This is a genomic window from Stenotrophomonas sp. FW305-C-20-S1 (assembly GCF_058783335.1).
On record NZ_JBYTEK010000010.1, the window covers coordinates 8,040 to 28,512 of the forward strand.

Here is a 20,473-nt window from a genome sequence, read left to right on the forward strand (position 1 = left end):
CGGGGAGACAGGATTCGAACCTGCGACCTCTACGTCCCGAACGTAGCGCTCTACCAGACTGAGCTACACCCCGAAGGGAGCCGCCTATTCTAGCCATTTCCCCCGATGGCGGCAAGGGGGAAGACCGTTCTGCTTCGCTGCCGTGGCAGCGACTCCTGCGGGAACAAAAAAGCCTGGAAGACTTCACCAGGCTTCAATGCGACCACCGAAGTGGTCGGGGAGACAGGATTCGAACCTGCGACCTCTACGTCCCGAACGTAGCGCTCTACCAGACTGAGCTACACCCCGAAGGAGCCGCCAAGAATACGGTGTGAAGGCCGTATCGGCAACCCTTTTTTACAGTTTCAACGCACTTCCTTGTCGGCGCGGGCGCTTTCGCGCGCTTCGAACCACATCCCGTTGAGGATGGCCACGACCGAAGCCAGGCCGGCGCCGAGAATCCAAGCGAAATACCACATGGTCAATCTCCTGTGTGCGAGGGGTGTGCCGACCCTGGGCCGGCACACGGGCAATCAGTACGCGTTGGGGTTGTCGTCCATGTCCTCGACCGTCGTCTTGCCCTTCAGCACGCGGTACACCCAGGTGGTGTAGGCGAGGATGATCGGCAGGAAGATGGCCGTGGCCAGCAGCATGACCCACAGCGTGAGGTGGCTGGACGAACTGTCCCAGACGGTCAGGCTGGAGGTGGGCTGGCTGGAGGACGGCAGCAGGAACGGGAAGATCGCAAAGCCGACGGTGAGGATGATGCCGGCAATGGACGCGCCCGAGGCGATGAAGGCCAGGCCGCCACGACGCGCGCGAAGCAGCACCGCGCTGGCAAGCGCACCCAGCAGGCCCAGCACCGGGAACACCAGCGTTGCCGGCATGCTGCTGTAGTTGCGCAGCCAGCCACCTGCGGCGGACCCCAGTTCGGCGGTCTTCAGCAGCGGATTGGTCGGCCCGTCGGTCACCACCTGCGAAGTGATCTGGTAGCCCGGCAGGCCGAAGGCCACCCAAGCGCCGGCAGCGGCGAACAGCACGAAGCTGATGATGGCGGCGATGCTGCCATAGCGCGCCGCACGTTCGGCCACCGGGCCGTCGGTCTTCAGCACCAGCATGGCCGCACCGTGCGACACCAGCATGGCCACGCTGATGAGGCCGGCGATGAGCGCGAACGGTGTGAGCAGGCCGAAGAACGAACCGGTGTAGGTCACGCGCAGGGTGTCATCGAAGTGGAACGGCACACCCAGCAGTACGTTGCCCACGGCGACGCCGGCAATCAGGCCCGGCAGCAGGCCACCGACGAACAGCACGCGGTCCCAGTTGTCGCGCCAGCGCTTGGAAGGCAGCTTGCTGCGGTACTTGAAGCCGACCGGGCGCAGGATCAGCCCGAACAGCATCGCGAACACCGCCAGGTAGAAGCCGGAGAAGCTGACCGCATACAGCGGCGGCCATGCGGCGAAGATCGCGCCGCCACCCAGCACCAACCAGACCTGGTTGCCTTCCCAGACCGGGCCGACGGTGTTGATCACCAGCCGGCGTTCTTCATCGGTCTTTGCCACGAACGGCAGCAGCGTGCCGACGCCGAGGTCGAAACCATCCATGACGGCCCAGCCGACCAGCAGGATGCCGAGCAGCAGCCACCAGATCACGCGGAGCGTGGTGTAATCAAGTGCAATGAATTCCATCTGGATTCTCCTGCCTCAGGCCTGGCCGGGGGCAACGGCATTGGGGGAAACAGGGCGGATGTCGGCCTGCAGCGTCGGCAGGATGTCGTCCGGGCCCTTGCGGACCGCCTTCAGCATCAGCTTGATTTCGATGATCAGCAGCACCGTGTACAGGCTGGTGAACACCGCCAGCGTGGTCAGGATTTCATGCAGTGCCAGGCCCGATGCCGCGTAGAAAGTGGGCAGCACGCCATCCACCGCCCACGGCTGGCGGCCGTACTCGGCCACGAACCAACCGCATTCGATCGCGATCCACGGCGCCGGCAGGCTCCACACGGCCAGCTTCAGGAACCAGCGCTTGTCCTGGAAGTTGTTGCGGCACGAGAAGTAGAAGGCCAGCGCGAAGAAGGCGATCAGGTAGAAGCCCAGCCCGGCCATGATACGGAAGGTCCAGAACAGCGGCGCCACGCGCGGTACGGTATCCATCGCGGCCTTGGAGATTTCCTCCGGCGTCGCGTTGAGGATGTCCTCGCGGTAACGCTTCAGCAGCAGGCCATGGCCGAGGTCCTGCCAATGGCGATCGAACATTTCACGCGCTGCAAGATCGGTCTTGTCCTTCTTCACCCGTTCCAGTGCGCCATAGGCGATCTGGCCACCGCGGATGCGGTGCTCCGCACGCTCCACCAGCTCCAGGATGCCCGGAATCGGCTGATCCAGCGAACGGGTGGCGATCAGGCCCATCAGGTATGGGATCTTGATCGCGTAGTCGTTGGTGTGGGTGTCCTGGTTGGGAATGCCGAAGGCGGTGAAGTCGGCCGGCGCACGCTCGGTCTCCCACATCGCTTCGATCGCCGCCAGCTTCATCTTCTGGTGCTCGCTGGCGGCATAGCCGCTCTCGTCACCCAGCACCACCACCGACAGCGAGGACAGCAGGCCGAAGGCCGCGGCGACCGCGAACGAACGGCGGGCCATGTCCCTGTGCTTGTTGCGCAGCAGGTACAGGGCGCTGATGGACATCACGAAGATCGCACCGGTCACGTAACCGGCACTGACGGTGTGCACGAACTTGGCCTGCGCCACCGGGTTCAGCAGCACCGCGGCGAAGTCGACCACTTCCATGCGCATGGTTTCCGGGTTGAACACCGCACCGGTCGGGTTCTGCATCCAGCCGTTGGCGATCAGGATCCACACCGCCGACAGGTTGGTGCCCAGCGCCATCAGCCAGGTCACGGTGAGGTGCTTGACCGGGCTCAGGCGCTTCCAGCCGAAGAAGAACAGGCCGATGAAGGTCGCTTCCAGGAAGAACGCCATCAGGCCTTCGATGGCCAGCGGCGCACCGAAGATGTCACCCACGTAGTGGCTGTAGTACGACCAGTTCATGCCGAACTGGAACTCCATCACCAGGCCGGTGGCCACGCCGATGGCGAAGTTGATGCCGAACAGGGTGCCCCAGAACAGGGTCATCTGCCGCCAGACCTGCTTGCGGGTCATGACGTACACGCTTTCCATGATGGCCACCATGAAGGACAGGCCAAGCGTGAGCGGTACGAATAGGAAGTGGTACATCGCGGTCAGAGCGAATTGCAGCCGCGACAGTTCTACGACTGTCTGATCAATCATGGCCTGGCTACCTCGTTGGATAGTGCCGTTGCAGGTGGCGGGAAGGGTGGTCTACGGGGTGAATGATGTGACCGACTACTTCAAACAGCCTTGATCCAGATCAATGTATGAACAGGTATTCAGGAGGATCGTATGCCAACCCGATGAAGACTGCGACCGCCGGCCGCAGGGGAAGGCTGTTGCCTGCGCCTACAATGCCGTCCATCCCCCTGCTGCCTGTGAAGAGCCTTGAGCGCTGCCGAACCGACCGCTGACGCCCCTGATCGGGATGAAGAATCGACCCGCCTGCGGCGTGTGCGTACCGCCTGGCTGGCCGATCTGGCCCGTGCCGCGAAGGGGCGGCAGCGGCTGGCGTCGCTGTGCATCAGCGTGTCTGGTGCGCTGTTGATCGCTCAAGCTGCCGCCATCGCCTGGCTGGTGCAGCAGGTGCTGGTCGAGCGCGTGCCGCTGGCCCAGGGCCTGCCGGTGCTGGCCGCGTTGGCGGTGATCCTTGTCGTGCGCACCCTGCTGGGCAGTGCCACCCAGGCCGCGGCCGGTGACGTTGCCGATGCCGCACGCCTGTCCCTGCGCGAGCGTGTCTTCGCGCGTCTGCTCGGGCACGGCCCATTGTGGCTGCGGCAGCGCCGTACCGGTGAACTGGGCGAGTTGATGCTGCATCACGGCGATGCGATCGAGAACTACTACAGTGGTTTCCTGCCGGTGCGCACCGAAGTGGTGGTGGTGCCGTTGTTGATCCTGGCTGCTGTGGCCTGGGTCGATTGGGTGGTTGCACTGATCCTGCTGTTCACTGCACCGCTGGTGCCTTTTTTCATGATGCTGGTGGGCTGGGGCGCCGAAGCCGCCGGGCGCGCGCAGCTGGGCGAGCTGGCGCGGATGAGCGGGCACTTCGCCGATCGCATCAAGGGCCTGGGCCTGCTGCGCCTGTATGGCCGTGGGGAAGCCGAACTGGCCGGCATCGAGGCCGCGGCCGAAGGTGTGCGCGTGCGCACGATGAAGGTGCTGCGCATCGCCTTCCTGTCGTCCACCGTGCTGGAATTCTTTGCCTCGGTCAGCGTGGCGATGGTCGCCTTGTATCTGGGCCTGAGCTATCTGGGCCTGATGTCGCTGCATGCGACCGTGCCGACGCTGGGGGCGGGCCTGTTCTGCCTGCTGCTGGCACCGGAGTTCTACGCACCGTTGCGGCGCCTGGCCGCGCACTATCACGACCGCGCCAATGCACTGGCCGCCGCCGCCGAGGTGGAGCGCCTGCTGCAGGCGCTGCCGGAAGAGGAGGCCAGCACAATCGACGGCACTGTGCCGTTGGCGCCAGAGCCTGCCGAGGCCGCCCTGCCGCCACTGCAGGCGCACGGTCTGGTATTGCGTCCGTTGGGCGCTGCGCACGATGTGCTGCAGAACCTGGACCTGCAGCTGGAACCGGGCCAGCGTCTGGCCCTGGTCGGCCCCAGTGGCAGCGGCAAGAGCACGTTGCTGGAAGCGCTGGCCGGTTGGCTGCCGCCGCGTGCTGGCCGGGTGCAGTTGCGGCCGGGGCTGCAGGTGGCCTATGCCAGCCAGCGTCCCTATCTGTTCCACGGCACCATCGCCGAGAACCTGCGCCTGGCCGATCCCGGTGCCAGCGACGCGCGCCTGCGCGCCGTTGCCGAAGCCGCCCAGGTGCTGCAGTTCGCACAGCGCCTGCCGCAGGGGCTGGATACGCTGATCGGCGAGCGCGGCTTTGGCCTGTCTGGTGGCGAAGCACGTCGCATCGGCCTGGCGCGCCTGCTGCTGCGCGATCCGCAGGTGCTGCTGCTGGACGAGCCAACCGCGTTTCTCGATGCCGAAACCGAAGCAGCGCTGCTGCGCAGCCTGGCCGCCTATGCGCGCGGACGCAGCGTGGTGGTGGCCACCCACAGCCCGGCGGTGATCGCCTGGGCCGACCGCTGCCTGCTGTTGCCCGAAGGGCGCCTGGTTGAGCCGGCGCAGGCGGTACGCGCATGAGCCGGTCTGCCGATTCGCTGCGCACGGTATTCCTGCGGCATCGCCCGCGCCTGCTGCTGGCAGTGCTGCTGCTGTGGACCACGATGCTGGCCGGCACCGCCCTGCTGGGCCTGTCTGGTGGCTTCCTCACTGCTGCAGCGCTGGCCGGTGCAGCGGGCCTTGGCCAGGGCTTCAATTTCTTCACTCCGTCGGCCGGCATCCGCGGCCTGACCATGGCGCGCATCGCATCGCGCTACTTCGAAAAGCTGGTGGGGCATGATGCCACCCTGCGCATCGCCCGCGACCTGCGCGTATGGTTCTTCCGCCGCGCGCTGCCACTGGCCCCGGCACGGCTGGGTGCAACCCGCACCGGCGATCTGCTGGCGCGGCTGCTGGGTGACATCGGCGAAATCGATGGCCTGCTGGTGCGTGCCATCGGCCCGTTGCTGGCGCTGGGCGCGTTGACGTTGGTGGGCGTGGGCTCGGCAGCGTTGATCCTGCCATCGGCAGCGGTGCTGCTGGCGGTACTGGCGTTGCTGATCGGCATCGGCGTGCCGTGGCTGGGCGTGAGGGGCCATGACAGCGAAGAGGCCGACCGCGCCGCACATCGCGCAGCGTTGCGCACGGCGGCATTCGAGGGGCTGGAAGGGGCGGCTGATCTGGCCGCGCTCAACGCTGGCAATGCCTGGCAGTTGAAGGTGCGGGTGGCGGCCAAGCAGGTGGCCTCGCGCGATCGTCGTCGACGCCTGCGGCTGATCGCTGCATCAACGCTGCATGGTGTGCTGGCCGGGCTCGGCCTGGTGGCGATGCTGGCACTGGCGCTGCATGCGGCCGAACAACAGCGCATCGCGCCGGAAATGGCCGCCGGGCTGGTGTTCCTGACCGTTGCGATGATCGAACTGTGGGCGGGCATGGGCCTGGCCTGGCAGTCGCTGCAATCGGGCCGCATTGCGGCCGCGCGCCTGCAGGGCATCGTCGAGCAGGCACCTTCGGTGCAGGAGCCGGTGTCGCCGCAGCCGCTGGCGCCGGCGGCGACCGTGCATTGGGACGATGTGCACTTCCAGTGGCCGGGCGCCGCACGGCCGGTGCTGCGTGGCCTGCAGCTGACGCTGGCACCGGGCGAGCGCATCGCCATCCGTGGCGACAGCGGCAGCGGCAAGACCACCTTGTCGAGCCTGCTGCTGCGGCTGTGGGATCCGCAGCAGGGGCGGCTGACCTACGGTGGCCAGGACCTGCGCGATGTCGTCCAGGCCGACTGGCACCGGCACCTGGCGTGGCTGCCGCAGAACGCGCCGGTGTTTGCCGGCAGCGTGGCCGCGAACCTGCGGCTGGGCGATCCCGAGGCCAGCGACAAAGCGTTGTGGGCGGTGCTGCAACGGGTACGGCTGGGTGAATGGGCCGAGCGCAACGGCGGCCTGCAGGCGTGGGTGGGCGAGAACGGCGCAACGATGTCGGCCGGCCAGGCGCGTCGCCTGGCGCTGGCCCGCGCGCTGCTGCGCAATGCGCCGATCCTGCTGGTGGATGAGCCCACCGAAGGCCTGGACGTGGATACCGCGCGCGCGCTGCTGCAGGACCTGCCAGCACTGCTGGAAGGGCGCAGCCTGCTGATGATCACCCACGATGACCTGCCCGCGGGTGTGGTGGATGTGCAGTACCGGTTGGTGGACGGGGTGCTGGTCCGCGAACCGCTTCGGTAGATGCCGACCTTGGTCGGCATATCCACGCGTGGCGTGGATCTACAGGGCAGCTACCGCGAAAACGCGCGCAGCATCACCGCGATCGAGGCCACGTTGGCCAGCACGCATAACCAGAACACCCACTGGAACGGCGCCTTGCGATGTTTATGGCGGAACAGCGCCTGGCCGAGCAGCGCGCCGGGCCAGCCGCCGGCAAAGGCCAGCAGCTGCAGCGTGCGTTCGGGCGTCCTCTGCTGTTTTCGCTGCGCGGCGCGCTTGTCGTGCCCATACAGGCCGAACGACACCGCACTGGCCAGCACGCACCATGCGCCCAGCCAGAGCGGAAACACGCCGGTTGCGGTCAAGCCGATCAACGCACCGAACGCGGCCAGTGCGAAATTGCGCCGCCACGCCACTACAGTTCGTCGAGGAAGCCGCGCACGGCCGGGCCGAAACGTTCGAAGTCGACCAGGAACGCGTCATGACCCTGGGGCGATTCCAGGCCGATGAAACGCGCGTCCGCGCCACCAGCGCGCAGGCCATCGGCGACCTGTTGCTGCTGCTGTACAGGGAACAGGATGTCGGTGTTGGCGCCGATCGCCAGTGCCTTGCCGACGCGGATGCTGGCCAGTCCGGCCAGCACATCGCCATCGCCATACTCGGCCAGATCGAACCAGTCCATCGAGCGGCTCAGGTACAGATAGCAGTTGGGGTCGAAGAAGCGCACGAACCGGCGTGCATGGCCTTCCAGATAGCTCTCGACCTGGAATTCCAGGCCGAATGGATCATCGTCGGTCTGGTCTGAATCCAGCCGCACGCGACCGAAGCGGCCATCCCATTCCAGTGCCGAGCGGTAGGTGATCACGCCCAGCTTGCGTGCCATGCGCATGCCTGATTCCGGGTATGCCTCATTGTCGTAGTGGCCACCGTTCCAGCGCGGGTCCAAGCGGATCGCTTCGCGCTGCAGCGAACGGATGGCGATCGAGAACGGCAGGGCCTGCGCGCTGCCGGAAATGTTGATATGGCTGCGGGCGATGCCCGGGTGCAGCAGCAACACCGCCAGCGCCGTCATCCCGCCCATCGAATTGCCGATCACGCAGGCGAGTTGTCCGATGCCCAGTGCGCGCACCACGTCGATCGCCGCGCGTGCGCCGTCTTCGATGGACAGTTCCGGGAAATCCAGGCGATACAGCTCGCCGTTGGCCGGATTGATCGAGGCCGGGCCGGTGGAGCCCTTGCAGCTGCCCAGCGAGTTCACGCAGACCACGAACCAGCGGTCGGTATCGATCGGTTTGCCGGGGCCGAGCATGGCCTCCCACCAGCCTGGCGCAGGGTTGGCTTCGTTGGCTGCGGCATGCGCATCCGGCGACAGGCCGGTGACGATCAGGATCGCGTTGCTGGCGTCTGCGTCCAGCGCACCCCAGGTCTCATACGCCACACGGGCGCCATGCAGCGCGCCGCCGCGTTTGCATGGGAACGGCGAGGGCAGGGCATGGAAGCGGGTGCCAGGCGGAATGAATTCGGTCATGTGGGCATTCTAGCGGGGCGGCGTGTGCAGCTGGCGACACGCTGGTTTCCGTCAACGGGCTGAGCGTGAATCCGCCGGGCATGGCCCGGCGCTACCGGTGGTGCGCGTGGATAACGCCGGGCCATGCCCGGCGAGCGCAGCGGCGCGTGTACGTTACGGGAACTGCAGCTCAACCACACCGTCATGCGGCAGGCTGACCTTGACCGGCGTGGTCTGCAGGTCGTCTTCGCTGCGGTTGGCGCTGCCGCTGCGCGAAATACGCGCCAGTACTTCCACTTCGCGATGTGCCGACAACGGTGCGGTAGGCATCGGGCTGTCGCCGTCGCCGAGGCCGACCGTTGCAGGGAAGCCGGCCAGGGGCAGCTTGCGTGCAGCCACCGGCATCGGCGGGCCGCCCACAGCGCGTGCCAGCACGAAGACCTGGGTGCTGGCCGGCCAGTCACCCGCTTTCAATGATGCGGGCAGCTGCACCCGTACCTGCAGCAGCGCGGGAGCAGCTGCCGGTGCGTGCGATGGCTGGCCGGCCGCCTCGCGGGCGATGGCGATCTGTGCCTGCAGCGCCTGCGCGGCACCCGGCTCCAGGCGTGGCAGCAGCGTGCTCCAGAGTTCGGCGGCCTCGGCATTGCGGCCCCGCTGGCGCAGGGCAATGCCAAGCAGCCAGCTTGCGCGTTCGGCGTCGGGCGACAAGGTACGTGCGCGCTGCAACCATGCCAGGGCGGTGTCATCGAACTGCTTGCCAGGATCGGCCTGGGCGCGTGCCTGCGCGGCCTCGACCAGCACGCCCGGTTCGTCGGGTGCCAGTGCTGCGGCGCGGTTGAAGGCGTCGGCCGCGGCGGCGGCATTGCCAAGCTCGGCCTGCGAACGACCCAGCAGCGCCCAGCCATCCGCACGTTGCGGGTCACGCTGCAGCGCCTGCTGCAGCGCCTCTACACCGTCACGCAACGTGGCGACCGAAGGCGCAGGCTGCACCTGTGCGGCGCGGGGATTGCCGACCAGCAGGTACAGGCAGGCACCGGCCACGCCCAGTGCCACCACCCCCAGCACGAAGCTGCGACGGCCATGCTGGCGCAGCGGCCACAGCACCACGGCCGCCAACAGCGCAGCGGCCACTGCGGCGACCATCGGCAACCAGTGCGTCACCAGTCCTCTCCCTCGGTTGGGTCCGCTGCAGCGGATGCATTCATCTGCCGACTACGGCGACGGACGATGCCCATCACCACCAGCGCGCCGCCACCCAGTACCAGCAGCGGGCCGCCCCACAGCAGCCAGGTGCCCGGTTGCAGTGGCGGTTGATAGAGCACGAACTCGCCATAGCGGGCGACCAGGAACTGCTTGATGGCCGCATCGTCGAGGCCCTGCTGCATCAACTGCAGCACTTCGCGCCGCAGGTCCTGCGCGATCTGCGCGTTGGAATCGGCCAGTGACTGGTTCTGGCACTGCACGCAGCGCAACTGCGCAGCCAGGTCGTGGAAGCGCGTCTCCTCGGCTGCATCGCGGAACATCAGCGGCCGCGCATCATGCACCGGTTGTTGGGCGAGGCCGGAGTTTGGCAGCGCCAGGGTCATCGCCAGCAGCAGCGGCAGCAGCCAGCGCATGCGCTTACGGCGAGGCGTGCAGGGTATTGCCAGCATCGCCCTGGGCCTTTTCAAGCTTTTCCAGCGCCGGAATCAACTTCTCATCGACCACCTGCTGGGTCATCGCGCCGCTGTACTTCCAGCGCACGATGCCACTGCCGTCGACCAGGAAGGTCTCCGGTGCTGCCGTCACACCCCAGTCGATGGCGGTGCGGCCTTCGATGTCGCTCAACACGACCATGAACGGGTTGCCCAGCTGTTCCAGCCAGTGCAGCGCGTCGGTCGGTTCATCCTTCCAGTTGTAGCCGATCACGCGTACGCGCTTGCTCTCGGCGAAGCGGGTCAGCACCGGATGTTCTTCACGGCAGGCCGCGCACCAGCTGCCCCAGACGTTGAGCAGGTACGGCGCGCCACGCAGCTCCTCGCTGCGCACGATCATCTGCGGGTCATGCAGCACCGGCAGCGCGAACGCCGGCGCCGGCTTGTCGATCAATGCCGAGGGCAGCACGTCGCGCTGCGGATCGCCCGATTTCATCACCCCGTAGATCATCAGGCCAAGCAGGCCGAAGAAGAACAGGACGCCGATCACGATGGCTACCGGCGGCAGCGGGCGGGAAGGGCGTGGGGCGGGTGACTCGGACATGGGGAACTCCTACGGACGACGAAAGCGGCGATCGGCAGCGGTGATGAATCCGCCCAGGGCCATCAACAGCGCGCCCAGCCAGATCCAGCGCACGAAGGGCTTGATGTGCACCCGTACCGCCCATGCATTGTTGCCCAGCGGCTCGCCCAATGCCACGTAGACATCACCGCTGAGTCGTGCATCGATGCCCGCTTCGGTCATCACCTGGCCGCCGCTGGCGTACTGGCGCTTCTCTGGATGCAGCAGGGCCAGCTCGCGACCATCGCGCAGCACCCGCAGATGGCCGCGATCAGCGATGAAATTGGGGCCTTCGCGGTGGTCCACGCCCTCGAAGCGCACTTCGTGCCCGGCGACCACCACCTGCTGGCCCGGCGACAGCGCCACTTCGCGCTGCACGTTCAACGCTTCCACCAGCAGCGCGCCGGCCAGGAACACCGCGACACCGGCATGGGCGACGATCATGCCAAGCATTTCGGCAGTGAAGCGGCCATTGCCACGCAGGCGCTGCCAGACGAACCGGGCGGTGCCCAGCCCAACCCAGGCCGCAGCCGCAACGCCGATGCCGGCCTTCCAGCCATTCTGCGGCGCCTGCCACCAGGCCCAGGCGCCAAGCAGCACAGCCAGCCCCGCCCATGGCAACAGCAATGCCAGTGCGCGCGAGGGTTGGTCGCGCTGCCACTTCACCAGCGGACCGAACGGCAGCAGCATCACCATCGGTGCCATCAGCAGCAGGAACAGGCTGCCGAAGTACGGTGGGCCCACCGAGATCTTGCCCAGCGACAGCGCATCGGCCAGCAGTGGGTAGAGGGTGCCCAGCAGGACCATCGCGCAGGCGCTGGCCAGCAGCAGGTTGTTGGCCAGCAGCAGGGTTTCCCGCGAGGTCGCGGTGAAGCCACGGCGCGGATCACCGGCATCCACGGCCAGCCGCGGCGCACGCAGCGCATACAGCAGCAGGCTGCCCCCCACCAGCACCGACAGGAAGATCAGGATGAACAGCCCACGCGAGGGATCGGCCGCGAACGAATGCACGCTGGTCAGCACGCCGGAGCGGACCAGGAAGGTGCCCAGCAGCGACAGCGCGAACGCCGCGATGGCCAGCAGCAGCGTCCAGCTGCCGAAGGTGCCGCGCTTTTCGGTCACCGCCTGCGAATGGATCAGCGCCGCGCCGACCAGCCAGGGCATGAAGCTGGCGTTTTCGACCGGGTCCCAGAACCACCAGCCGCCCCAGCCCAGCTCGTAGTACGCCCACCAGCTGCCCAGTGCGATGCCCAGCGTGAGGAAGCCCCAAGCGACATTGGTCCAGGGTCGCGTCCAGCGTTGCCAGCGTGCATCGACACGGCCTTCCAGCAGTGCCGCCACGGCGAAGGCGAACGGCACCGCGAAGCCGACGTAGCCCAGGTACAGCATCGGCGGATGGATGATCAGCCCCGGATCCTGCAGCAACGGGTTGAGGTCACGGCCTTCCAGTGGCACCGGGTTCAAGCGCAGGAACGGATTGGAGGTGAAGATCAGGAAGGCGAGGAAGCCGACGCTGACCACGCCCATCACCGCCAGCACGCGCGCCTGTACCGGTGCCGGCAGGTGGCGCGAAAACAGCGCCACTGCACCGGTCCACAGCGCCAGCACCAGCGCCCACATCAGCAGCGAGCCTTCGTGCGCCCCCCACACCGCCGAATAGCGGTAGATCAACGGCAGCAGCGAATTGGAATTCTCGGCGACGTAGCGCACCGAGAAATCCTGTTGCACGAAGGCCGCCGTCAGTACGGCGAAGGCGCCGGCCAGCAGCGCCAGCTGGGCAAAGGCCGCCGGGCGGGCAACGGCCATCCATGCGTCATTGCCGCGCTGCGCGCCCACCAGCGGCAGCACCGCCTGCAGCAGCGAGGCCAGCAGCGCACACAGCAGGAGGATCTGACCGAATTCGGGAAGCACTCAGCGCGCCTCGGGCGCCGTGACCGGCACATCGTGCTTGCGATGCGCATCGCCCATCTTGTCGGCCACTTCCTTGGGCACGTAGTTCTCATCGTGCTTGGCCAGCACCTCGTCGGCGACGAAGGTACCGTCCTGCAGGCGACCGCTGGCGACCACGGCGGTCCCCTCGCGGAACATGTCCGGCAGGATGCGGTCGGTACTGACCGGGAGCGTTGCATCGCCGTCGGTGACCACGAAGTGGGCCTGCAGCGAGCCGCTGGGTCGATCGAAGGACCCCTTCACCACCATGCCACCCAGGCGGAAGCGGGACTGCGCATCCACGTCCCCGCGCAGCACTTCCGAAGGCGTGTACAGGTAGGCGATGTTGCGCTGCAGGGCGAAGGCCACCAGCGTGGTGGCCAGCCCGGAGGCCAGCAACAGCAGGAGCACCCAGATCATGCGGCGTCGCTGTACCGGCGTCATCGGCTGAGCTCGGTGGCAAGCGGCGCCGGTGCCGACGCGTTGCCACGCGCCTGCAGCCGCTGCTGGCGGCGTTGCGCCAGCTGTCGGGCGCTGCGCAGGCGCAGCCACGAGCCCAGCGCATCGCAGGCCAGCACCAGCAGGAACACCGCGAAGGCGGCGATGAGGTAGGGCAGGTGGGTCATCACCGTGCCTCCCCATCCGCGGTGCCGAAGCGCTCGCCGATCCAGGCCTTGCCGGCCTCGCGCGCGATGTTGTCGGCGCGCGCCTTGGCCAGCAGCGAGCCGACGAACCACAGTTTGGTGGCGACCACCATCCACCACAGCGGGGCGATCAGCTCCGGCCGCACGGCGTTCTCGCCGAACACGTTGATCGACTGGCGCTGGTGCAGCGCGCCCCACCAGTCCACCGAATAGCGGATGATCGGCAGCAGGCCCACGCCGACGATGGCCAGCAGGCCGGCCGCGCGTGCGGCGCTGCGGCGGTCTTCGATGGCGTGGTACAGGCCGATCACGCCCAGGTACAGGAACAGCAGGATCAGCTCGCTGGTCATGCGCGGGTCCCAGTCCCACCAGGTGCCCCAGGTGCCCTTGCCCCAGATGCTGCCGGTCAGCAGGGTGATCAGGGTGAAGCCGGCGCCCATCGGCGCACAGGCCATCGCCAGGATCTCGCAGATCTTGATGCGCCAGATCAGCGCGATGGCGGCGTAGGCGGCCATCAGCGCGAACACGAACAGGCTCATCCAGGCGCTGGGTACATGGATGTAGATGATGCGGAAGGCGTCGTGCTGGTTCTGTTCCGGCGGTGCCACGAACAGGCCCTGCCACAGGCCGATCAGCAGCACCGGAACCGCCGCAGCGTAGAACACGCGGGACCAGCGTGCGGCGAAACGATCGAAGGTCGGGGGCGAACCGAGTTGATGGAACCAGCGGACGATCGGATTCATGCGTGGCGGCTATCCAGCAGGGGTGGATTGGCTCTCAGCTCGGTCAACTCAGAGAAATACGGATCGCAGCAGCGGTGGCCAGCGGTGCCAGCACCAGGGCGATCACCAGTCCAGCGCCCAGCATCAGCAGCGCACCGACCGGGTCCTGCCCGCGGCTGGCTGCCGCCAGGCTGCCGGCACCGAAGACAAGCACCGGTACGTACAACGGCAACGACAGCAACGCCACGAGAATACCAGAGCGCCGGATGCCGACGGTCAGTGCAGCGACCACGCCACCGATCAGGCTCAACAACGGTGTTCCCAGCAGCAACGATGCCAGCAACATCGGCAGCTGGTCATGCGGCAGATGCAGCATTTCCGCCAGCAACGGGCTCAGCAGGATCAGTGGCAGGGCGGTGGTCGCCCAATGCAGCAGCACCCGCACCAGCACCAGCCACGCCAGTGGCACCGGCGCCAGCAGCCATTGTTCGAGCGAACCGTCTTCGGCGTCGGAGCGGAACAGCGAATCCAGCGCCAGCTGCCCGGCCAGCAGTACCGCCAACCACAGCACCGCACCGGCGGTGGCGGCCAGCGGCTGCGGGTCCCGGCCCTGGGCCAGGGCGAACAGCACCACCACCAGCAGGGCGAACAGCACCGGCTGCAGGGCATCGCCGCGACGCCGCCAGAGCAGGCGCAGGTCGCGCGCAATCAGCGCGCGGGCGGTCTGCCACAGGCCCGGTTCGGTGCCTGGCGCGATCATGCTTCACCCCCCAGATCGAGCTGGCGGGTGCGTACCGGCGGGGCGGCATAGGCGCCATGCGTGGTGACCAGGGCGGCGCCGCCACTGCGCAGGTGTGCGGAAATCATCCGGTTGACCAGGTTGATGCCTTCCAGGTCGAGGTTGGCATAGGGTTCGTCGAGCAGCCACAGCGGTGCCGGCGACAACCAGATGCGGGCCAGCGCAAGCCGCCGCTTCTGTCCGGCCGACAGGTGCCGCACCAGGGTGTCCTCGTAGCCGGCCAGTCCGACGATGGCCAGCGCATTGCCCGGCATCTGCCGGGCGCGGCGGCCGTGCAGGCCGCAGAGGAAATGCAGGTTCTCCAGCGTGTCCAGGTCCGGCTTCAGCGCCGGCAGGTGGCTGAGGTAGGCGACATAGCGCGCACGCTCGGCGTTGCTGGCCGGCCTGCCGTCGATCAGCACCTGGCCCGCGCCCGGGCGCACCAGGCCCGACAGCACGCGCAGCAGGGTGGTCTTGCCGGCACCGTTGCCGCCCTGTACCAGCAGCGCCTCGCCGGCATCCACGTGGAAGTCCAGCGGGCCGAACACCGGCTCGTCATTGCGGGAGAAGCTCAGGCCGCTGGCGGCCAGCAATGCAGGGGTGTTCAAGGCGCAGGGGTCTTCATGCGGGAGTGCGGCAGCAATTGTAGCGGTGAATGTGACCCGGTAGCGCCGGGCCATGCCCGGCGAGCGCGCAGCGCGGCTTGCCATCGGTGCGGCATGTGCAAAGAGCCGCCGGGTATGACCCGGCGCTACCGTCGGCGCCGCAGGCCGGGTCGGGATTTCGTACACTTCCAGCCCTTGTTTCCCCACAGCCCAGGCCGATGCAACCGAACACCAAGCTGCCCAAGGTCGGTACCACGATCTTCACCGTGATGTCCCAGCTCGCCGCCGAACACGGCGCGGTCAACCTCGGCCAGGGGTTCCCGGATTTCTCCGCGCCGCAGCGCCTGATCGACGAGACCAGCAAGGCGATGGCCGCGGGCCTGAACCAGTACCCTCCGATGACCGGCGTGGCACCGCTGCGCCAGGCCATCGCGCAGAAGTCGCTGGACCTGTACGGCGCGACGATCGATCCGGACACCGAGATCACCGTCACCAGCGGCGCCACCGAGGCGATCTTCAACGCCATCCACGCCGTGGTGCGTGCCGGCGAGGAAGTGATCGTGCTCGACCCGGCCTACGACTGCTATGAACCGGCGATCGAACTGGCCGGCGCCACCGCCGTGCACGTACCGTTGGATCCGCAGACCTTCGCGGTGGACTGGGACCGCGTGCGCGCGGCGATCACCCCGCGCACCCGCCTGCTGATGGTCAACACGCCGCACAACCCGTCCGGCGCGATGCTGGACGAGGCCGACATGCAGGCGCTGGCCGATGTACTGCGCGGCACGCAGATCTACCTGATTTCCGATGAGGTGTACGAGCACATCATCTACGACGGCCGTCGCCACGAATCGGCGTTGCGCTACCCGGAACTGCGAGAGCGCACCTTCGTCATCTCCAGCTTCGGCAAGACCTATCACTGCACCGGCTGGAAGATCGGCTATGCGGTGGCGCCGGCGGCGATGACCGCCGAGTTCCGCAAGGTGCACCAGTACAACACCTTCACCAGCTTCGGCCCGGCGCAGTACGGTTTCGCCGCGATGATCCGCGACGAGCCGCAGCATCATCTGCAACTGGGCGCGTTCTATGAAGCCAAGCGCGACCGGTTCCGCGAGCAGCTGGCCGGTACCCGCCTGAAGGCGCTGCCGGTGCCGGGCGGCTACTTCCAGCTGGTCGACTATTCGGCCATCAGTGACCTGCCGGACCATGAGTTCGTGAAGTGGCTGACCATCGAGAAGGGCGTCACCGCCATTCCGCTGTCGCCGTTCTACGAAACCGCGCCGGTCGGCCAGCGCCTGGTGCGCCTGTGCTTCGCCAAGAACGAGGCCACCCTTGACGCGGCGATCGAACGCCTGCGCCTGCTGTGAGCGGAGGAGACAGCATGCAGGACCTGCGCATTTCCCTCGTCCAGGGCGACACCCGCTGGCACGACCCGGCCGGCAACCGCGAATACTACGGCGCGCTGCTGGCGCCGCTGGCCGGCACCACCGATCTGGTGATCCTGCCGGAAACCTTCACCAGTGGCTTTTCAAACGAAGCCATCGCCCAGGCCGAAGGCATGGACGGCCCGACCGTGGCGTGGGTGCGCGAACAGGCCAAGGCCCTGAACGCGGCGGTGATCGGCAGCGTGCAGCTGCGCGATGGCGAGGGCGTCTACAACCGCCTGCTGTTCGCCACCCCTGACGGTGGCCTGCAGTACTACGACAAGCGCCATCTGTTCCGTTACGGCGGCGAGCACGAGCGCTACGCCGCCGGCCGCGACCGGTTGTGCGTGGAATGGAAGGGCTGGCGGATCAATCCGCAGGTCTGCTACGACCTGCGTTTCCCGGTGTTCTGCCGCAACCGCTACAACGTCGAGCGAGCCGGCCAGCTGGACTTCGACCTGCAGATCTTCGTCGCCAACTGGCCTTCCGCGCGCGCCTACGCGTGGAAGACCCTGCTGCGCGCGCGCGCGATCGAGAACCTGTGTTTCGTCGCTGCGGTCAACCGCGTAGGCGTGGATGGCAACCAGCTGCATTACGCTGGCGACAGCGCGGTCATCGACTTCCTCGGCCAGCCGCAGGTGGAGATCCGCGAGCGCGAGCAGGTGGTGACCACCACCATCTCCGCCGAAGCGCTGGCCTCGCATCGTGCACGCTTCCCGGCCATGCTCGATGCCGATGCCTTCCATCTGGATGTGCAGGCCTGATACGGCGGCTGAACGCTTCCCGCCCCACCGCGCGCGCCTGCATCCAACGTGCACGCGCGCGCTGCTAGATTCGCCCACATTCCGACCGATGTGGATGTTCTGCCGATGAATACCAAGCCGTTTGCACTGCTGCTGGCGCTGGCCGCAGCGTCCCTGGCCCCGGCCGCGCAGGCCGGTGGCAACCTTGACTGCCAGCTGCGCTACAACCTGTCCGGCTGGTCACTGATCTACAAGACCGCCTCGGGCAACGGCACCATCCACTGCACCAACGGTTCCAGCATGCCGGTGCGGATCCAGCTGAAGGGCGGCGGCCTGACCGTTGGCAAGTCGAAGATCACCGATGGCCGTGGCAGCTTCACCGGCGCCAGCAGCGTCGGCGAGCTGCTGGGCACCTACGCCTCGGTCGGCGCGCATGCCGGTGCGGTGAAGTCCAGCAACGCGCAGGTGATGACCAAGGGAGACGTCTCGCTGGCCCTGTCCGGTACCGGCAAGGGCTGGGACCTGGGTGTGGACGGCGCGGCGTTCACCATCAGCCGGCGTTGAGGCGGGAGGGCTCCCCGGCTTCCCAGCTGATGCGGATGTAGTGCTGCTCGGCGTCGCTGGGCAGCCGTTCGACACTGAAGCGGTTCTGCAGCAGTTGCTCGACGACGCCGTCGACGAGGCGCTCGCTGGCCAGCGCCTTGTTGAAGCCGAACACGATGTAACGGCGGCCGTTTTCCGAGCCGACCTGGATCGATTTGTCCAGATCCCTGTAGTACTGCTCGATCGGTCGAGTGGCGGCGTCAGCGTTTGCGCGGGCCTGTTCTGCGGTGATGGTGATCATCGGCATCTGCGTGGTTGCGGAGAACACGCACCATAGCCAGCGCTGCCGCGCGGTTTCCGGCAGTGGCGCACAGTGCAGGGCGTTTGCAGCAATTCCTAGGCCAGCGCGCTCCGCGGACGCAGCAACCACAGCGCCAGCAGTGCACAGGCGATGATGGATGGCGCCAGCATCTGCAGTGCGCCGACAACGGCCATCGCCGCGCCGATCAGCAGGTAGTAGAGCAGGCCGAACAGGGCGCCGGCACTGCCCAGGCAGTGTGCATAGCTGCGTAGTGCCTGCCCGAGCACGTTGGGGATGGCCAGGCCGAATCCCGCAACGACCGGCAGCATCGCCATCACCATGACCGGTTGCCCGCGCAGCAGCGCTGCAAGGACACCACCGGCCAGTACCAGCGATGCCGCGATGCGGATGCGCGTCAACGCAGGGACGCCGGCACGCAACAGGCGGCCATTGGCCCAGGCGCCCAATGCCGAACCCAGCGCCAGCACCGCACCGCTGGCGCCGAACCAGCTGGCCGGCCAGTGCAGGCGTGCGAACACGAACGGCCCCAGCGCGTACCAGCTGTACATGGCCACGTTGAAGGCCATGACCAGCAGCGCGTGCGACCAGATCCAACGGTCGCCCAGCAGTTGCCGCAGCAGGGGCCGCAGCGGTACGGGTGCGATCTGCGCGGGCCGGCTTTCACGCAGCCCGGTTACGCAGCCCAGCATCAGCAATGCAGCGATCAGCAGCAGGCCGGCCTGCACGCCGGCATAGCCATCGGCAGCGACCAGCAGCGAGCCCAGTGCCAGCCCGATCGCCGGGCTCAGCGCCAGCGCCATGCCAATCCAGGAGAACGCCTGCGCCAGCGCGGGCCCTTCAAGGTGGTCTCGCAGCACGGTCTGGGTCACCACCGAGGCGGCGGCGGCGCCCAGGGCGGCCAGCATCTGCGCAGCCAGCACCTGGCCGAACGTGCCGGCCGCCAATCCGCCCAGTGCCGCCAGCACGAAAACGGACAGGCCACCCAGCAGGGCGGGGCGACGGCCAACGCGGTCGGCCAGCCTTCCCCACAGCAGGACGCCCAGCGCGAACCCCAGCAGGTACAGGCTCATCGCCTGGCTGGCAGCGCTGGCCGGCAGGGTGAAGCGTTGCGCCAGATCGGCCAGCGCCGGGCTGTACAGGGTCTGCGCCAGCTGCGGAAACATCAGCAGCGCAATGGTGAGGGACAGCAGGCGAGGCGACATCGGCGCGCTCCGGAAACAGGGGCGCGCATTGTCGTGGCCGTGCTGATGGCGCACTCTAGTGATTACGACAGTAGATGGATTAAATCGGACATGGCGTGGCTGCAGCCCGACGCTCGCTTCGATGCCGATGCCTGGAGCGCCCCGGTGATCGGTATCGCTGCCACGCTGGCCGAGCATGACTCCGGTTGGCACCAGCACGCACGTTCGCAACTGCTGTACACGCGCGCCGGTTGCACGCGGCTGACGTTCGGCGATCGCATCAGCCTGTTGCCGCCATCGCGCGCGGCGTGGATTCCGGGTGGTCTGCTGCACCGCGCGCAGATGCGACAGGCGGTGGACTATCGGTCGCTGTACTTCGATGCCACGCTGTCGGCGCAGTTGCCGCAGCAGCCGGCAATCATTGGTGTTGGTCCCCTGCTGCAGGCGCTGCTGGAGCCGATCGCGCAGGCGCCGTTCGCACATGACTGGCAAGCGCCGCGAGCGGGGCATCAACTGGCGCTGTGCGTGCTTGAGATTGCCGCTGCGCCGGTGGAGCCGATGCAGCTGCCATTGCCGCGCGACCCGCGCATCGCCTGCTGCCTGCCGGTGGCCGAGCAGCTGCCGCCCGAACTGGGTGAGCTGGCCCAGCGCAGCGGACTGAGCGTGCGTACGATCGGGCGCCTGATGCAACGCGATACCGGCATGGGCTACCAGGCGTGGCGCCAGCAATGGCGGTTGATGCGGGCCATGGAACTGCTGCTGCTCGGCCATCGTGTCGCGCACGTGGCGCTGGAACTTGGATTCTCGGCAGAGAGTCCGTTCATCGCCTTCTTCCGCAGCATGGTCGCGACCACGCCTGCGGCGTTCCAGCGCGCCGAAAGCGCTCGAGCGGCAGGGTGAGAGTGCAGTGGTCGCGGCCGAACG

Annotated in this window: 22 protein-coding genes and 2 tRNA genes; 6 read left to right on the forward strand and 18 right to left on the reverse strand. The window is 67.5% G+C overall.

Going from position 1 to position 20,473, the window contains the following annotated elements:
• From AC3WTC_RS07260 to AC3WTC_RS07280, 5 genes are all read right to left on the reverse strand, one after another.
• Window positions 1-73 (reverse strand) — tRNA-Pro (locus tag AC3WTC_RS07260).
• A 138-nt stretch (window positions 74-211) separates the two neighbouring features.
• A tRNA-Pro gene (locus AC3WTC_RS07265) sits at window positions 212-288 on the reverse strand.
• Window positions 289-344: 56 nt separating this feature from the next.
• A complete protein-coding gene (cydX, locus tag AC3WTC_RS07270) occupies window positions 345-458 on the reverse strand; it encodes a cytochrome bd-I oxidase subunit CydX (RefSeq protein WP_025876452.1) in 114 nt (37 codons plus the stop codon).
• A 54-nt stretch (window positions 459-512) separates the two neighbouring features.
• Window positions 513-1,667 carry a cytochrome d ubiquinol oxidase subunit II gene (gene cydB / locus AC3WTC_RS07275; protein ID WP_025876453.1) on the reverse strand — a complete coding sequence of 385 codons (1,155 nt, stop codon included), beginning with the start codon at window positions 1,665-1,667 and terminating at the stop codon, window positions 513-515.
• A gap of 15 nt (window positions 1,668-1,682) precedes the next feature.
• On the reverse strand, window positions 1,683-3,266 hold the full coding sequence (locus tag AC3WTC_RS07280; RefSeq protein ID WP_032978752.1) for a cytochrome ubiquinol oxidase subunit I: 1,584 nt from the start codon (window positions 3,264-3,266) through the stop codon (window positions 1,683-1,685).
• A 228-nt stretch (window positions 3,267-3,494) separates the two neighbouring features.
• Between AC3WTC_RS07280 and cydD the strand changes: the two genes are divergently transcribed.
• Together cydD and cydC are read left to right on the forward strand one after the other, a co-directional pair.
• Entirely contained in the window at window positions 3,495-5,240 is a 1,746-nt protein-coding gene (gene cydD / locus AC3WTC_RS07285) for a thiol reductant ABC exporter subunit CydD (protein WP_080148406.1), read from the forward strand.
• A complete protein-coding gene (gene cydC / locus AC3WTC_RS07290; protein WP_080148407.1) occupies window positions 5,237-6,916 on the forward strand; it encodes a thiol reductant ABC exporter subunit CydC in 1,680 nt (559 codons plus the stop codon). Before cydD ends, cydC begins: the two co-directional genes overlap by 4 nt.
• Window positions 6,917-6,966: 50 nt before the next feature.
• Here cydC and AC3WTC_RS07295 read toward each other — a convergent pair whose 3' ends face one another.
• From AC3WTC_RS07295 to ccmA, 11 genes are all read right to left on the reverse strand, one after another.
• Window positions 6,967-7,311 carry a DUF1294 domain-containing protein gene (locus AC3WTC_RS07295; protein ID WP_059064663.1) on the reverse strand — a complete coding sequence of 115 codons (345 nt, stop codon included), beginning with the start codon at window positions 7,309-7,311 and terminating at the stop codon, window positions 6,967-6,969.
• On the reverse strand, window positions 7,311-8,423 hold the full coding sequence (gene metX, locus AC3WTC_RS07300; RefSeq protein ID WP_492711227.1) for a homoserine O-acetyltransferase MetX: 1,113 nt from the start codon (window positions 8,421-8,423) through the stop codon (window positions 7,311-7,313). The genes AC3WTC_RS07295 and metX overlap by 1 nt, the downstream gene beginning before the upstream one ends.
• A 153-nt stretch (window positions 8,424-8,576) precedes the next feature.
• Window positions 8,577-9,566, reverse strand: coding sequence for a tetratricopeptide repeat protein (locus AC3WTC_RS07305; RefSeq protein WP_025876465.1), 990 nt, complete (start codon window positions 9,564-9,566; stop codon window positions 8,577-8,579).
• Window positions 9,560-10,018, reverse strand: coding sequence for a cytochrome c-type biogenesis protein (locus AC3WTC_RS07310; protein ID WP_428701884.1), 459 nt, complete (start codon window positions 10,016-10,018; stop codon window positions 9,560-9,562). Before AC3WTC_RS07310 ends, AC3WTC_RS07305 begins: the two co-directional genes overlap by 7 nt.
• A 4-nt stretch (window positions 10,019-10,022) precedes the next feature.
• Window positions 10,023-10,640, reverse strand: a complete 618-nt coding sequence (locus AC3WTC_RS07315) for a DsbE family thiol:disulfide interchange protein (protein WP_025876469.1) — start codon at window positions 10,638-10,640, stop codon at window positions 10,023-10,025.
• Between the two features lie 9 nt (window positions 10,641-10,649).
• Window positions 10,650-12,569, reverse strand: coding sequence for a heme lyase CcmF/NrfE family subunit (locus AC3WTC_RS07320; RefSeq protein WP_248149209.1), 1,920 nt, complete (start codon window positions 12,567-12,569; stop codon window positions 10,650-10,652).
• A complete protein-coding gene (gene ccmE / locus AC3WTC_RS07325) occupies window positions 12,570-13,031 on the reverse strand; it encodes a cytochrome c maturation protein CcmE (protein WP_025876474.1) in 462 nt (153 codons plus the stop codon). It lies immediately after the preceding gene.
• Window positions 13,028-13,213: a heme exporter protein CcmD gene (ccmD, locus tag AC3WTC_RS07330; RefSeq protein WP_025876476.1), complete on the reverse strand. Its 186-nt coding sequence runs from the start codon at window positions 13,211-13,213 to the stop codon at window positions 13,028-13,030. The genes ccmE and ccmD overlap by 4 nt, the downstream gene beginning before the upstream one ends.
• Window positions 13,213-13,974: a heme ABC transporter permease CcmC gene (gene ccmC / locus AC3WTC_RS07335; RefSeq protein ID WP_492711228.1), complete on the reverse strand. Its 762-nt coding sequence runs from the start codon at window positions 13,972-13,974 to the stop codon at window positions 13,213-13,215. The genes ccmD and ccmC overlap by 1 nt, the downstream gene beginning before the upstream one ends.
• A 43-nt stretch (window positions 13,975-14,017) precedes the next feature.
• Window positions 14,018-14,713 carry a heme exporter protein CcmB gene (gene ccmB / locus AC3WTC_RS07340; RefSeq protein WP_025876478.1) on the reverse strand — a complete coding sequence of 232 codons (696 nt, stop codon included), beginning with the start codon at window positions 14,711-14,713 and terminating at the stop codon, window positions 14,018-14,020.
• A complete protein-coding gene (gene ccmA / locus AC3WTC_RS07345; RefSeq protein WP_492711229.1) occupies window positions 14,710-15,441 on the reverse strand; it encodes a heme ABC exporter ATP-binding protein CcmA in 732 nt (243 codons plus the stop codon). Before ccmA ends, ccmB begins: the two co-directional genes overlap by 4 nt.
• Window positions 15,442-15,554: 113 nt before the next feature.
• Here ccmA and AC3WTC_RS07350 point away from each other — a divergent pair, with 113 nt between their 5' ends.
• From AC3WTC_RS07350 to AC3WTC_RS07360, 3 genes are all read left to right on the forward strand, one after another.
• A complete protein-coding gene (locus AC3WTC_RS07350; RefSeq protein ID WP_032978768.1) occupies window positions 15,555-16,703 on the forward strand; it encodes a pyridoxal phosphate-dependent aminotransferase in 1,149 nt (382 codons plus the stop codon).
• A 14-nt stretch (window positions 16,704-16,717) separates the two neighbouring features.
• Complete coding sequence (locus tag AC3WTC_RS07355) at window positions 16,718-17,524, forward strand: amidohydrolase (protein WP_080148411.1); 807 nt, start codon at window positions 16,718-16,720, stop codon at window positions 17,522-17,524.
• A gap of 105 nt (window positions 17,525-17,629) precedes the next feature.
• Complete coding sequence (locus AC3WTC_RS07360) at window positions 17,630-18,067, forward strand: hypothetical protein (RefSeq protein ID WP_492711230.1); 438 nt, start codon at window positions 17,630-17,632, stop codon at window positions 18,065-18,067.
• On the opposite strand, the gene AC3WTC_RS07365 is transcribed toward AC3WTC_RS07360, so the two are convergent.
• Together AC3WTC_RS07365 and AC3WTC_RS07370 are read right to left on the reverse strand one after the other, a co-directional pair.
• The gene (locus tag AC3WTC_RS07365) at window positions 18,054-18,374 is read right to left on the reverse strand and encodes a hypothetical protein (RefSeq protein ID WP_258954683.1); all 321 of its coding nucleotides are present in this window, start codon (window positions 18,372-18,374) and stop codon (window positions 18,054-18,056) included. The two genes, AC3WTC_RS07360 and AC3WTC_RS07365, sit on opposite strands and share 14 nt — an antisense overlap.
• 68 nt (window positions 18,375-18,442) lie before the next feature.
• Window positions 18,443-19,570 (reverse strand): MFS transporter, encoded by a 1,128-nt coding sequence (locus AC3WTC_RS07370; RefSeq protein WP_223482859.1) that lies wholly within the window; start codon window positions 19,568-19,570, stop codon window positions 18,443-18,445.
• 90 nt (window positions 19,571-19,660) lie between these two features.
• Here AC3WTC_RS07370 and AC3WTC_RS07375 point away from each other — a divergent pair, with 90 nt between their 5' ends.
• A complete protein-coding gene (locus tag AC3WTC_RS07375; protein ID WP_080148414.1) occupies window positions 19,661-20,449 on the forward strand; it encodes an AraC family transcriptional regulator in 789 nt (262 codons plus the stop codon).
• The last annotated feature ends 24 nt before the right edge of the window (window positions 20,450-20,473 follow it).